We start from the raw sequence: 12,955 nt of genomic DNA on the forward strand, positions 1-12,955 counted from the left end.
GTGAGACTGCGCGATCTCGCGGAGGTGGACTCGGATTCGGAGGTCACCGGTTTCGCCCTTGACCATCGCAAGGTGGCGCGCGGCAGCGTGTTCGGCGCATTCAAGGGCGCGGTGTTCAACGGCGAGGACTTCATCGCCCCGGCGGTGGATCGCGGCGCGGTCGCCGTGGTCGCGGGGCCGGAGGTGAACGTCGAGCGGGTGCCGCTGCTCGCCGATCCGGAGCCACGCCGGCTGTTCGCCAAGCTGGCGGCAAAATTCTACGCGCCTTACCCGGACACTGTCGTCGCGGTGACGGGAACCAACGGCAAGACGTCGACGGTCGAGATGACTCGGCAGATCTGGCGCATGTCCGGGCACCGCTCGGCTTCGATCGGGACGCTGGGCGTCACGACCTCGGACGAGCAGGTGAAGACCGGCCTGACCACGCCCGACATCGTCACCTTCCTCAACAACATGGCCGGGCTCGAGCGCATGGGCGTCAGCCATGTGGCGTATGAAGCGTCGAGCCACGGCCTCGACCAGCACCGGGCCGAAGGCGTCCCGCTCGCTGCGGCCGCCTTCACCAACTTCAGCCGCGACCATCTCGACTACCACCAGACGATGGAGGCTTATTTCGAAGCCAAGATGCGGCTGTTCGAGGAACTTCTGCCGCCGGGCAGGCAGGCCGTTATCTGGACGGACGATCCAAAATCGGACGAGGTGATTAAGCGCGCCCGCAAGCGCGGCCTTGAGGTTCTCACCGTTGGCCGGCACGGCACGACGATCCGCCTGGTGAGCCAGTCGCCTACAGCGCTCGGCCAGACCGTTGAGCTGGAGCATGCCGGCAAGCCCTATCGGCTCGCGCTGCCTTTGATCGGCGCCTATCAGGCAGCCAATGTTCTGACCGCGGCGGGGCTCGTGCTCGCAACCGGCGGCGATTGGGAGGCGACCTTCTCGGCCATGCAGCGCGTCTCGCCGGTGCGCGGGCGGCTCGAGCGCGCGGTGATCAGCCGTTCCGGCGTGCCGGTCTATGTCGATTATGCCCACACCCCCGACGCGCTTGAAGCCGCCATCGCGGCTCTGCGGCCCCACGTTGAGGGAAAGCTGATCACGGTGTTCGGTGCCGGCGGCGACCGCGACCAGGGCAAACGGCCGGAAATGGGTTCGGTCGCTACACGGCTCTCCGATCTCGTGATCGTGACCGACGACAATCCGAGGAGCGAGGACCCGGCACGCATCCGCGCAGACATCATGGTCGGGGCGAAGGGGGCGACCGAAGTCGCCGGCCGACGCGAGGCGATCGCCGAAGCGCTCCGTGTTGCCCGCGCCGGCGACATCATCCTCCTCGCGGGGAAAGGCCACGAGACCGGCCAGATCATCGGCGACAAAGTGCTACCGTTCGACGATGCGCTGGTCGCGCGGGAGTGCGCCGCATGACGGTGCTGTGGACGTCCGACGAGATCGCCGCTGCCACCGGCGGGATCGCAAGCGAGCCGTTCCAAGTGACCGGCGTCACCTTCGATAGCCGCGAGGTCCAGCCGGGCGACCTGTTCGTCGCCATGCCGGGCACGGTCCATGACGGCCACACGTTCGTCGATGGCGCATTCGCGGCGGGCGCGGCAGGGGCGATCGTCTCGCAGCCGGTGAGCGGGCCACACGTCCTCGTCCCCGACACGTTCGCGGCGCTGCAGGCGCTCGGCCGCGCGTCGCGCGAGCGCGTCCAAGCGACGGTCTTCGGAGTCACCGGTTCGGTCGGCAAGACCAGCACCAAGGAAGCGCTCTACGCGGCGCTCGACCGCAACCGGCCAGGCAAGGTCCATCGCTCGGTCAAGAGCTACAACAACCACACCGGCGTACCGCTGAGCCTCGCGCGCATGCCGCGCGACGCCGAATATGCGGTGCTCGAAATGGGCATGAACAATCCAGGCGAGATCGCGGCATTGGCCCGGCAGGTCCGTCCGAACGTCGTGCTGATCACCGCCATTGCGCCGGCCCACATCGAGAACCTCGGCACTGAAGAAGCGATCGCCGATGCGAAGGCGGAGATTTTTGAGGGGCTCGAGCCCAAGGGCATCGCGATCCTGCCCAACGACACACCTCACCGCGACCGCCTGCTCAAGGCGGCGCGGCGTCGTGCCGACCGCATCATCACCTTCGGGCGTGGCGATGCCGACGTCCACGCCGTGCACGCGGTCAACGCCGAAGGCGGCGGGAGCCTGATCAGCGCGGCTTTGCTCGAGCGCGAGTTGACGTTCACGATCTCGCAATCGGGTGCGCATTGGGTGTCGAATGCGCTCGCAGTTCTCGCCGCTGTCGAGGCAGTCGGCGGGGACGTCGCGCTCGCCGGCCTGGCGCTTGCCGACATGGGCGGCCTCAAAGGCCGCGGCCAGCGTCACCGCATCCGCATCGAGGGCGGCGAGCTGCTGCTTATCGACGAGAGCTACAACGCCAATCCGGCGTCGATGGCCGCGACGCTCGGCAGTCTCGGGGCGGAGAAAGAGGTCACCCGCCGAATCGCGGTCCTGGGACCGATGCGCGAGCTCGGGCCGCACAGCGAAGCGCTCCACGCCGGCCTCGCGCCGGCGGTGCTTTCCGCCCACATCGACCGTCTCATCCTGATCGGCGACGAGATGCGGCCGCTCGACGAAGCGCTCGACGGGCGCGTCGCGGTGGATCGGGTGGCCAGCGTCGAGGAAGCAACCGACCGGCTGCGGCACCTGGTGCACCCCGGCGACGCGGTGCTCGTCAAGGCAAGCAATTCCGTCGGGCTCGCAAAACTCGTGGAGAGCATCGCAAAGGAGCCGGCATGCTCTACCTGATTGCCCAGCAGCTCGGCTTCCCCGGCGTCCTCAACCTGATCCGTTACATCAGCTTCCGCGCCGGCGCTGCGAGCGCGACCGCGCTGCTGATCGGCCTGCTGCTCGGGCCCACGTTCATCAGCTGGCTGCGCGCCAAGCAGGGCAAGGGCCAGCCGATCCGCAGCGACGGGCCGCAAAGCCACCTTGCCAAGCGTGGCACGCCGACCATGGGCGGGCTGCTCATCCTCACGTCGGTCGCCATCTCGGTCCTGCTGTGGATGGACCTCCGCAACCCGTACGTCTGGGCGTGCCTGCTGGTGACGGGCGGCTTCGGCCTGATCGGCTGGCTCGACGATTACGACAAGGTACGGAAGGCCCATCATGCGGGCCTGTCCGGCAAGACGCGCCTGACCCTCGAATTCCTGATCGCCGGCGTCGCGACCTGGTTGATGGTGCGCTCCAGCGGCACCGAGTTGCATCTGCCGTTCGTCAAGGAGACGGTGATCGATCTCGGCTGGTTCTACATATTGTTCGGGGCGTTCGTGATCGTCGCCTTCGGCAATGCGGTGAACCTGACCGATGGGCTCGATGGCCTCGCGACAATGCCGGTGATCATCGCCAGCCTCGCCTTCGTGCTGTTCGCGTATCTCGTCGGCAACGCCAAGTTCGCGACCTACCTTGGAATCCCGCACGTGCCGGGCGCGGGCGACCTGACGGTGTTGTTGCTGGCGATCATCGGCGCCGGTCTGGCCTTCCTGTGGTTCAACGCGCCGCCCGCCGCGGTCTTCATGGGCGACACGGGGAGCCTTGCGCTCGGCGGAGCGCTCGGTGCGGTCGCCGTCGCGACGCACCACGAGTTCGCTTTGGTCATCGTCGGCGGCATCTTCGTCGTCGAGGCATTGAGCGTCGTAATTCAGGTCGCGGTTTACAAACGCACCGGAAAACGCGTGTTCCTGATGGCCCCGATCCACCACCATTTCGAGCATCTTGGCTGGTCCGAGCCGACCGTGGTGATCCGCTTCTGGATCATCAGCTTCGTGCTCGCGCTGGCGGGCCTTTCGACGCTCAAGCTCAGGTGATCACCGCCCGCGCCTTCGCCGGCAAGCATTATGCGGTTTACGGCCTCGCGCGGTCCGGCTTGGCGACCGCGGCCGCTTTGATTGCGAGCGGCGCCGAAGTCACCGCCTGGGACGCGAAGGAAGAGGCGCGAACGAAGGGGCCGGCCGGCACGCGTATCGCCAATCTCGACGACGCTGACCTCAGCCAATTCGACAGCCTCGTCGTCACGCCCGGTCTTCCGCTCAACCGCCATCCGATCGCAAGCCGGGCGCGCGACGCGGGCGTCGAGATCATCGGCGACATCGAGCTGTTCGCCCGCGCCCGGCCCGAGCTGCCTCCGCACAAGGTGGTCGGAATCACCGGCACCAACGGCAAGTCCACGACGACCGCCCTCGTCCACCACATCCTCCAAACTGCGGGCGTACCGACGACGATGGGCGGCAACATCGGCCTGCCGATCCTCGCCCAGGACCCGCTACCGGAAGGTGGCGTCTATGTGCTCGAGCTGTCGAGCTACCAAATCGACCTGACGCAAAGCCTCGACTGCGACGTCGCGGTGCTGCTCAACATCACCCCTGACCATCTCGACCGGTATGAGAGTTTCGAGGCCTATGCTGGGTCGAAGGGGCGGCTGTTCGAGATGCAGTCGCTGGGTCATGCGGCGATCTTTGCACCAACAGACGAGGCCTCGGTCGCCATCCGTGATTCAATCGTTGTGTCCGAACGCGAGCAGGACGTGAGTTGGTCAGAAGACTTCTCGGCTGATTGGGTCGCGCAGTTCCCGAATTTGAGGGGACCACACAACGCGCAAAATGTCTCCGCAGCGGAGATGGCCTGCCTAGAGCTTGGCGTTGCTTACGAGACGATTTTGGAAGCGCTCCGCACGTATGCCGGCCTGCCACACCGGATGGAGCGCATCCGCGAGAAGGATGGCGTCGCCTTCGTCAACGACAGCAAGGCGACAAACCCGACCGCCACCGCTCCGGCGCTCGCCGCGTTCGAGCGCATCCGCTGGATCTGCGGCGGGCAGGCGAAGAGCGACAATCTCGACGAATGCGCACCGCATTTCGATCATGTCGCCAAGGCTTATACCATTGGCGAAGCGGGCGAATTGTTCGCTTCGCTCTTGTCGCCGCACATGGCTGTGGCAAAGTGCGAAACGCTCGAACGGGCGGTGGGAGCGGCGGCGGCCGAGGCGGAGAGCGGCGACACCGTGCTGCTGTCGCCGGCCTGCGCGTCGTTCGACCAGTTCCGCGACTTCGAGGACCGCGGCGACCGGTTCAGGGCTTTGGTGGGGGCATTATGATCAAGACCATCTCCGGCCACATCAAGGCCAAGGCCGCGCTGATCGATCCCGAGCGCTACGGCCGCTCGGACACCAGCGCGATGGGCCGCTGGTTCTGGGAGATCGACAAGGTCCTGCTGCTGCTGATCACGGTGCTGATCGCGATCGGCCTGATCGCCGTCGCCGCCGCATCGCCCGCCGCGGGCCAGCGCTATTCGGGCGGCAACGTCCACTTCTCGGAGCTTTATTATTTCTGGCGTCAGCTGGCGTGGATCGCGCTCGGGGTGCCGGTGATGATTGCCATTTCGATGCTGCCCAAGGATCGGGCGCGGCGCTTGAGCCTGTTCGGCGCGGCCTTCTTCTTCGTCCTGCTGATCTTCGTGCCGGTGCTTGGCCCCGAGGTGAACGGCGCCAAACGCTGGATCAATTTCGGTCTCGGGCAGGTGCAGCCGTCGGAGTTCCTCAAGCCCTTCTTTGTCGTCTCGCTCGCCTGGCTGCTGAGCCTCAAGGACAGCGACAAATCGCTTCCGGTGTTTCCCCTGTCGGCGCTGGTGACCGGCGCTGTCGCGTTCCTGCTGATGAAGCAGCCCGATTTCGGCAGCACGATCATCTTCTGCGCGGTGTGGGTGGCGATGCTCGCGCTTGCCGGCGTCAGCCTGAGGATGCTCGGAATCCTCGCGGCCGCGGGCGTGGTCGGCGTGATCCTCGCTTATTTCCTCTACCCCGTCGCGACCACGCGCATCGACGAATTCCTGTTCGGCACCGGCGACAATTTCCAAGTCGAGAATGCGCTCCGCACGCTGACCGCCGGCGGGCTGTTCGGCATGGGACCGGGGGGCGGGACGCGCAAGTTCGGTCTGCCCGAGCCGCACACCGACTATATCTTCTCGGTCATCGGCGAGGAGTTCGGGCTCATCGCCTGCCTCGCCATCGCGTTGCTCTATCTCGGCATCGTCGCGCGCGTGCTGGTCAAGCTGCTCGACGAGGATAACAGCTTTTCGATCCTCGCCGCTGCCGGCCTCGCCGTCGAGTTCGGGCTGCAGGCGCTGATCAACATGATGGTCAATGTCCAGCTCGCGCCGTCCAAGGGTATGACCCTGCCGTTCATCAGCTATGGCGGAAGCTCGATGCTGGCGCTGTCGATCGGCATGGGCTTGCTGCTCGCCTTCACGCGCCGGAACCCGTATCTCACGCGTTCGCCCTATGTCGTGAAGTGGAGCGGGGAGTCGCTGACTACATGAACTTTGTGTTGGCCGCCGGAGGAACCGGCGGACACATGATTCCGGCGCATGCGCTGGCCGCGGAGCTGAAAAGCCGCGGCCACGGCGTGCTGTTGATCACCGACGAGCGCGGCGCGCGCTTTCCCGGCTTGTTCGAAGGCATGCCGGTGCACATCCTGCCCGCGGGACGGCTCGGCGGCGGGCCGATCGGCTGGCTGAAAGCGGCCGGTTCGGTGCTGAAGGGCAGGGGGGAAGCGAAGCGCCTCTACCGCGAGCATATGCCCGACGCCGTCGTCGGCTTCGGCGGCTATCCGGCCTTTCCCGCTTTGCTCGCGGCCAGTGCGATGCGGATTCCGACCGTGCTTCACGAGCAGAATGCGGTCATGGGGCGGGTCAATCGGCTGCTCGCGGGCGAGGCGACGGCGATCGGCACCGCTTACGACCAGGTTGACCGCCTCAAACCGAAATACAAAGGCAAGTCGGTCCTGATCGGCAATCCGGTGCGCGAGGAGATCACGCGGCTCGGCGAAATGCCGTTCCCGGCGTTCGACGAGATTGCGCCGCTCAAGATCCTCGTCACCGGCGGCAGCCAGGGGGCGAGCGTCCTGAGCGCGGTCGTTCCGCAAGGACTTGGCATGCTCGAGCCGTCGCTGCGCCGCCGCCTGCAGGTCGTGCAGCAATGCCGTCCGGACGACATTGAACGCGTGCGCAATCTCTATGCCGAGCTCGGCATCCCCGCCGAGCTGACGACCTATATCGAGGATATGCCGGCAAAGCTCGCCGACGCGCATTTGATCATCGGCCGCGCCGGCGCGTCGACCGTCGCCGAATTGAGCGCCGCCGGCCGGCCCGCGATCCTGATTCCGTTCGCCGCCGCAACCGACGATCATCAAACCGCGAATGCGCGCGAGCTGGTCAAGGCGGGCGGCGCGCGCGCGATCGCGCAGGCGAACTTCACGCCCGAGGTGCTGGCGCGGCAGATCGAGGCACTGGCGATCGACCCTGTTGCGCTCAACAATGCCGCGGCGCGCGCATTGTCGGTCGGCCGCCCGCACGCGGCGCGCGACCTGGCGGACCTGGTCGAGCGTATCGGTAACGGTATCGCACCGGTCGCTGTCGGCCCGGCACTCAGCCCTCGCGTGACCGCCGGAGCTCCCAACGGGGCGATGCCGGCATGATGAAGGCAAGTCTTTGCGTTGGACGCCTTCAATGATGAAGGCTTTGGGCACCGACATCGGCACGATCCATTTTGTCGGCATCGGCGGCATCGGCATGTCGGGCATCGCCGAGGTGATGCACCAGCTCGGCTACAAGGTGCAGGGCTCGGACGTCGCCGACAGCTATGTCGTCGAGAAGCTGCGCAAGGAAGGCATTCCGGTCAACATCGGCCACTCGCCCGAGAACCTGGGCGATGCCGCGGTGGTGGTCTGGTCGACCGCGATCAAGGACGGCAATCCCGAGCTCCAGGCCGCGGCCGAGCGGCGGCTGCCGCGGGTCAAGCGCGCCGAGATGCTCGCCGAGCTGATGCGGATGCAAAAGACCGTCGCGGTGGCGGGGACGCACGGCAAGACCACCACCACCTCGATGACCGCCGCATTGCTCGACAGCGGCGGCCTCGACCCGACCGTGATCAACGGCGGCATCATCAACCGCTACGGTTCCAACGCGCGCCTGGGAAAGAGCGACTGGTGGGTGATCGAGGCCGACGAGAGCGACGGCAGCTTCCTTCGCCTCGACGGCACGATCGCGGTGGTGACCAACATCGATCCCGAGCACCTCGAGCATTACGGGAGCTTCGAGCGGGTCAAGGACGCCTTCGTCGAATTCGTCGAGAACGTCCCCTTCTACGGGCTTGCGGTCCTGTGCGTTGACCATCCCGAGGTCCAGAACATCATCGGCCGTATCCGCGACCGCCGGATCGTCACCTACGGTTTCTCCGCGCTCGCCGACGTTCGCGCGGACAATGTTACGCCGGTCCCGGGGGGCAGCCGGTTCGATGCGGTGATCCTCGGTCGGGACGGTGAGCGCCGCGCCCTTTCGCTCTATGTGCCGATCCCTGGCCGCCACAACGTCCAGAACGCGCTGGCCGCGATCGCGGTCGCGATCGAGCTTGGCGTTTCGGATCAGGCAATAGTTACCGGATTTGAAAATTTCGAAGGGGTCAAACGCCGCTTCACCAAGGTCGGCGAAGTCGAAGGCGCAATCGTCATCGACGATTATGCGCATCATCCGACCGAGATCCGCGCGGTCCTCGCTGCCGCCCGTGAGGGGGCCAAGGAGCGGGTGATTGCGGTCATGCAACCGCACCGTTTTACGCGCCTCCAATCGCTCATGGACGAGTTCCAGAACGCCTTTAACGACGCCGACGTGGTGCTCGTGACGCCAGTCTATCCCGCCGGCGAGGAGCCGATCGAGGGCGTGGATTCCGCCGCGCTGGTTGAGGGACTGCGCGCCCACGGGCATCGCATGGTGCGAACCGTCGAGGACCTCGACGAGTTGTGCCGCGAGCTCCGGGACCTCGCCGCCGATGGCGACATGATCATCTGCATGGGTGCCGGCGACATCACCAAGTGGGCCGCGGTCCTCGCCGATGGCATTGGCGAGGCGAGGGCGAGCAAATGAGCACCGTCGCGACCATGCCCGTCGTCCGCGGCAAGCTGACCGCCAACGCACCGCTCGGGCCGCTGGTCTGGTTCAAGAGCGGCGGCACTGCCCAGTGGCTGTTCGAGCCGGTGGATGAGGAAGACCTTGTCGCGTTTCTCCGCGAGCTCGAACCCGAAGTGCCGGTGATGGCGCTCGGTCTCGGCTCCAACCTCATCGTCCGCGACGGCGGCGTTCCGGGCGTGGTCGTGCGCCTCGGCAAGGCCTTTTCGAAGATCGACCGGGTCGACGAGACGACCCTTCGTTGCGGCGGCGGGGCGAGCGGGATTCTCGTCTCGTCTACCGCGCGCGACGCGGGCATTGCGGGTTTGGAATTCCTTCGCGGAATCCCCGGCACCGTCGGTGGGTTCGTGCGGATGAACGGCGGCGCGTACGGCCGGGAGGTGAAGGACATCCTCGTCTCGGCGCGGATCGTGCTTCGCTCGGGCGAGGCCGTCGAGTGGCCGCTCGAGAAGCTCGGTTACACCTACCGCCACAGCGAGGTGCCGTCCGGCGCGTTGGTCATCGAGGCCGTGTTCCGGGGCACGCCCGGCGACCCGGCGGCGATTGGCGCGGAGATGGATGCCATCGCTCGGGCTCGCGAGGAAACGCAGCCGCTGCGCAGCCGCACGGGCGGGTCGACCTTCAAGAATCCCGCGGGCCACAAGGCGTGGGCGCTGATCGACGCGGCGGGCTGCCGCGGCCTCACAATGGGAGACGCGCAAGTCTCGGAAAAGCATTGCAATTTCCTGCTCAATCTCGGTAGCGCGACAAGCGCGGAGATCGAGGCGCTGGGCGAGGAAGTGCGGCGCCGGGTCGAGGCGAAAACCCACATCAGCCTCGAATGGGAAATTCAACGGGTCGGCCGGACATGAACAAGGATCTTCACGTGGTCGTCCTGATGGGCGGCTGGTCGTCCGAGCGCGACGTGTCGCTGACGAGCGGCCGCGGAGTCGCTTCCGCGCTGCGCGAACGCGGCTGGTCCAATGTGTCCGAGCTCGACATGGACCGCGACGTCGCGGCCCGGCTCGCCGGTCTGAATCCGGACGTCGTCTTCAATGCGCTCCACGGGACGCCCGGCGAGGACGGGACCGTGCAGGGCATGATGGACCTGATGGGCCTCAAATACACCCACAGCGGGCTCGAGACCTCGGTCATCGCGATCGACAAGGAGCTGACCAAGATGGTGCTCGTTCCCCATGGCATCCGGATGCCGGCGGGGAAGATTGTCTCGAGCGAAAGCCTGTTCCAGGAAGACCCGATCGCACGTCCTTACGTGGTCAAACCCGTCAACGAAGGCTCGTCGGTCGGCGTCGCCATCGTCACCGAGCAAGGCAATTACGGAAATCCCATCGGCAGGGACGTCGAGGGACCGTGGCTCCATTTCGACGAGCTTCTCGCCGAGCCGTTCATCAAGGGACGCGAGCTGACTGTCGCGGTGATGGGCGGCGAGCCGCTGGGCGTCACGGAATTGAAGCCCAAGGCCGGCTTTTACGACTATGACGCCAAATACACCGACGGACTGACGCAGCATATCTGTCCGGCCGAAATTCCCTATGAGATCGCATCGGCAATGATGGACATGGCCGCCCGCGCCCATCAGCTCCTCGGCTGTAAGGGCGCGTCGCGCTCGGACTTCCGCTGGGACGACGAGCTCGGCGAGGCGGGCATCTACCTGCTCGAGATCAACACGCAGCCCGGAATGACCCCGCTGAGCCTGGTCCCGGAGCAAGCCAAGCTCAAGGGCATCAGCTACGGCGAGCTGGTCGAGCGGCTGATCGAGGAGGCGCTCGCATGAGCGCCGCGCACGTCCGCCGCGGCGGCTCGGCGCGAGCCCAGGCCAAGAAGCCGTCCAAGGTCTCGGTCCCGAAGAAGCTGGCCAAACGGCTTCCGGTCGACCAGGCCCGCGCCAACAAGGTCGCCGGCCTGGTGTTCGGCGCATTCGTCCTTGCGATCGGGCTGGTCGTGCTCGTCGCGCTTGATATCCCGGCGATGGCCGAGCGCGCTGCAGGCGCCGCCGTCGGCGAGGCCGGATTCAGGGTCAGCGGCTATCAGATCGTCGGGCTCAACCACATGAACCGGGCTGTGGTCGACGCGGTGGTCGCTGACGAGCTGCGCCGCGCCGCGGCCGAGGCCGGGTCGGAGAAAGCGCCGCAGGCGCTCGTCGACGTGGCCGCGATCCGCCGCCGGCTGCTCGGCTATGGCTGGGTCAAGGACGCCCGCGTTTCGCGGCGCCTGCCGGACTCGCTGGTCATCGACATCGTCGAGCGCCGACCGGCGGCCCTATGGCAAAACGAGGGCCGGCTGGCGCTGATCGACAGCCAGGGCGTGGTCCTCGACCGGGTGCCGGTCGACAAGATGCCCGATCTGCCGCTGCTGATTGGTCCGGGCGCCAATGCCAAGGAAGAGCAGCTCAGCCGGCTGATGGGCAGTGTGCAGACGCTCAAGCCTCAGCTCGCCTCGGCGACGTGGGTCGGCCTGCGTCGTTGGGACCTCAGCTTCCAGTCGGGTGAGACGGTCGCGCTTCCCGAGGGCGAAGAGCCGGCCAAAGCGGCGCTGGTGAAATTCGCGCGCCTCGACAAGGAAAGCGGGTTGCTCGGCCGCGGGATCATCCGCTTCGACCTCAGGGTGCCCGACAAGATGATCGTGCGGCTGCCGCGTGCTCCGGGCGAGCCGCTCGCCCCCGCGCCGTCGCAGGGGGCCTGATGGCCCAGCCCGGAGACCGGCCCGCGATCGCGGCGCTTGATATCGGCTCGTCCAAAGTCAGTGCGATCATTGCGCGGCCCGATGATGAAGGCCGGCTGACCGTGCTCGGTACCGGCCAGCGCGAGAGCCGCGGGGTCAAGCGCGGCTACATCACCGACATGGCCGCGAGCGAGCATGCGGTCCGCGAAGCGGTCGAGCTCGCCGAACGGATGGCGGGCCAGACGGTCGACGAGGTGTGGGCGAGCTACGGCGCCGGCGGCCTCGTCAGTGACGTCGCCAATGTCGAGGCCGAGCTTGGCGGCCACCCGGTCGAGCAAGCCGACATCGACCAGCTGATGAGCGCCGGTAAGGACGCGATCGACAAGAACGGCCAGGTCGTGCTCCACGCTCATCCGGCGCTGTACACGATCGACCGGGCGCAGGGGGTACAGCAGCCGATCGGCCTCCACGCCAACCGGCTTGGTGTCGACATCCACGTCATCGCCGCCGAGCCCTCGCCATTGCGCAATGTCGATACGGTGATCCGCCAGGCGCATCTCGGCGTTCGCGCGATCGTCGCCTCGCCGGTCGCGGCGGCGCTGGCCTGCCTGAGCGACGAGGAGCGCGAGCTTGGCGTCGCCTTGGTCGAACTCGGCGCCGAGGTGACCAACGTCTCGGTCCATTACGGCGGCATGCTCGTCGGCCTGCGCTCGATCCCGCTCGGTGCCCGCGACATCACCAACGACATCGCGGCGGCGTTTGCCGTTCAGCGGCGCGACGCCGAGCGGCTGAAGTGCTTCTATGGCTCGGCGATGACGTCGCCGCGCGACAACCACGAGATCATCGAGGCGACGCAGATCGGCGCGGAGCCGGGCGCCGAACCGATGAAGATGACCCGCGCGCAGCTGATGATGGTCATCCGTCAGCGCGTCGAGGAGCTGACGAACGAAATTGAAGCCGCGCTGAAGGGGCTGGGGTTTACCGGGCCGGTCGGCCGCCAAGTCGCGCTGACCGGCGGCGGCGCGGAGCTCAAGAACATTGCCGATTACATGCAGGGCGTGCTCGGCCGCTCGGTCCGCGTCGGGCGGCCGAAGCAGATACCCGGCTTGCCCGATGCGCATAGCGGTCCGGCCTTTTCGACCCTGGTCGGCCTCGCCTTGCTTGCCGCCAGCGGCCGCGGCGACATCCGCGACATCGCCGGGCCGGTGATCCGATCGCCACAGCCCAAGGGCATGATCGGCCGCTTGATCCACGCCATGAAGGGTGACTTCTAGCCGGCTTCCGCCCGT

11 protein-coding genes are annotated in these 12,955 nt (G+C 66.9%); all 11 read left to right on the forward strand.

Going from position 1 to position 12,955, the window contains the following annotated elements; genetic code table 11:
• The 11 genes from ACJ8FR_RS04170 to ftsA are packed head-to-tail and all read left to right on the forward strand — an operon-like array spanning nucleotide 1 to nucleotide 12,940.
• Nucleotides 1–1,416 (forward strand): UDP-N-acetylmuramoyl-L-alanyl-D-glutamate--2,6-diaminopimelate ligase, encoded by a 1,416-nt coding sequence (locus tag ACJ8FR_RS04170; protein WP_407827356.1) that lies wholly within the window; start codon nucleotides 1–3, stop codon nucleotides 1,414–1,416.
• Nucleotides 1,413–2,798, forward strand: a complete 1,386-nt coding sequence (murF, locus tag ACJ8FR_RS04175; protein WP_407827357.1) for a UDP-N-acetylmuramoyl-tripeptide--D-alanyl-D-alanine ligase — start codon at nucleotides 1,413–1,415, stop codon at nucleotides 2,796–2,798. Before ACJ8FR_RS04170 ends, murF begins: the two co-directional genes overlap by 4 nt.
• Nucleotides 2,786–3,856, forward strand: a complete 1,071-nt coding sequence (gene mraY / locus ACJ8FR_RS04180; RefSeq protein WP_407827358.1) for a phospho-N-acetylmuramoyl-pentapeptide-transferase — start codon at nucleotides 2,786–2,788, stop codon at nucleotides 3,854–3,856. Before murF ends, mraY begins: the two co-directional genes overlap by 13 nt.
• Complete coding sequence (gene murD / locus ACJ8FR_RS04185) at nucleotides 3,853–5,142, forward strand: UDP-N-acetylmuramoyl-L-alanine--D-glutamate ligase (protein ID WP_407827359.1); 1,290 nt, start codon at nucleotides 3,853–3,855, stop codon at nucleotides 5,140–5,142. Before mraY ends, murD begins: the two co-directional genes overlap by 4 nt.
• Entirely contained in the window at nucleotides 5,139–6,362 is a 1,224-nt protein-coding gene (locus ACJ8FR_RS04190) for an FtsW/RodA/SpoVE family cell cycle protein (RefSeq protein WP_407827360.1), read from the forward strand. Before murD ends, ACJ8FR_RS04190 begins: the two co-directional genes overlap by 4 nt.
• Nucleotides 6,359–7,519, forward strand: a complete 1,161-nt coding sequence (gene murG, locus ACJ8FR_RS04195; protein ID WP_407827361.1) for an undecaprenyldiphospho-muramoylpentapeptide beta-N-acetylglucosaminyltransferase — start codon at nucleotides 6,359–6,361, stop codon at nucleotides 7,517–7,519. The genes ACJ8FR_RS04190 and murG overlap by 4 nt, the downstream gene beginning before the upstream one ends.
• Before the next feature lie 34 nt (nucleotides 7,520–7,553).
• Nucleotides 7,554–8,963, forward strand: coding sequence for a UDP-N-acetylmuramate--L-alanine ligase (murC, locus tag ACJ8FR_RS04200; RefSeq protein WP_407827416.1), 1,410 nt, complete (start codon nucleotides 7,554–7,556; stop codon nucleotides 8,961–8,963).
• Nucleotides 8,960–9,856: a UDP-N-acetylmuramate dehydrogenase gene (gene murB, locus ACJ8FR_RS04205; protein WP_407827362.1), complete on the forward strand. Its 897-nt coding sequence runs from the start codon at nucleotides 8,960–8,962 to the stop codon at nucleotides 9,854–9,856. Before murC ends, murB begins: the two co-directional genes overlap by 4 nt.
• Nucleotides 9,853–10,779 carry a D-alanine--D-alanine ligase gene (locus ACJ8FR_RS04210; RefSeq protein WP_407827363.1) on the forward strand — a complete coding sequence of 309 codons (927 nt, stop codon included), beginning with the start codon at nucleotides 9,853–9,855 and terminating at the stop codon, nucleotides 10,777–10,779. Before murB ends, ACJ8FR_RS04210 begins: the two co-directional genes overlap by 4 nt.
• Nucleotides 10,776–11,687 (forward strand): cell division protein FtsQ/DivIB, encoded by a 912-nt coding sequence (locus tag ACJ8FR_RS04215; protein WP_407827364.1) that lies wholly within the window; start codon nucleotides 10,776–10,778, stop codon nucleotides 11,685–11,687. Before ACJ8FR_RS04210 ends, ACJ8FR_RS04215 begins: the two co-directional genes overlap by 4 nt.
• Nucleotides 11,687–12,940: a cell division protein FtsA gene (gene ftsA, locus ACJ8FR_RS04220; RefSeq protein WP_407827365.1), complete on the forward strand. Its 1,254-nt coding sequence runs from the start codon at nucleotides 11,687–11,689 to the stop codon at nucleotides 12,938–12,940. Before ACJ8FR_RS04215 ends, ftsA begins: the two co-directional genes overlap by 1 nt.
• Nucleotides 12,941–12,955: the final 15 nt, after the last annotated feature.

Source organism: Sphingomonas sp., assembly GCF_045810705.1.
In the GTDB taxonomy this organism is placed as follows: domain Bacteria; phylum Pseudomonadota; class Alphaproteobacteria; order Sphingomonadales; family Sphingomonadaceae; genus Sphingomicrobium.

Excerpts from the sequence above, each read along its gene's own strand:
- murG (WP_407827361.1), top strand. The coding sequence starts at position 6,359 with ATGAACTTTGTGTTGGCCGCCGGAGGAACCGGCGGACACATGATTCCG.
- ACJ8FR_RS04190 (WP_407827360.1), top strand. The coding sequence starts at position 5,139 with ATGATCAAGACCATCTCCGGCCACATCAAGGCCAAGGCCGCGCTGATC.
- ACJ8FR_RS04215 (WP_407827364.1), top strand. The coding sequence starts at position 10,776 with ATGAGCGCCGCGCACGTCCGCCGCGGCGGCTCGGCGCGAGCCCAGGCC.
- murF (WP_407827357.1), top strand. The coding sequence starts at position 1,413 with ATGACGGTGCTGTGGACGTCCGACGAGATCGCCGCTGCCACCGGCGGG.
- ACJ8FR_RS04210 (WP_407827363.1), top strand. The coding sequence starts at position 9,853 with ATGAACAAGGATCTTCACGTGGTCGTCCTGATGGGCGGCTGGTCGTCC.
- murC (WP_407827416.1), top strand. The coding sequence starts at position 7,554 with ATGAAGGCTTTGGGCACCGACATCGGCACGATCCATTTTGTCGGCATC.
- murB (WP_407827362.1), top strand. The coding sequence starts at position 8,960 with ATGAGCACCGTCGCGACCATGCCCGTCGTCCGCGGCAAGCTGACCGCC.
- mraY (WP_407827358.1), top strand. The coding sequence starts at position 2,786 with ATGCTCTACCTGATTGCCCAGCAGCTCGGCTTCCCCGGCGTCCTCAAC.
- ftsA (WP_407827365.1), top strand. The coding sequence starts at position 11,687 with ATGGCCCAGCCCGGAGACCGGCCCGCGATCGCGGCGCTTGATATCGGC.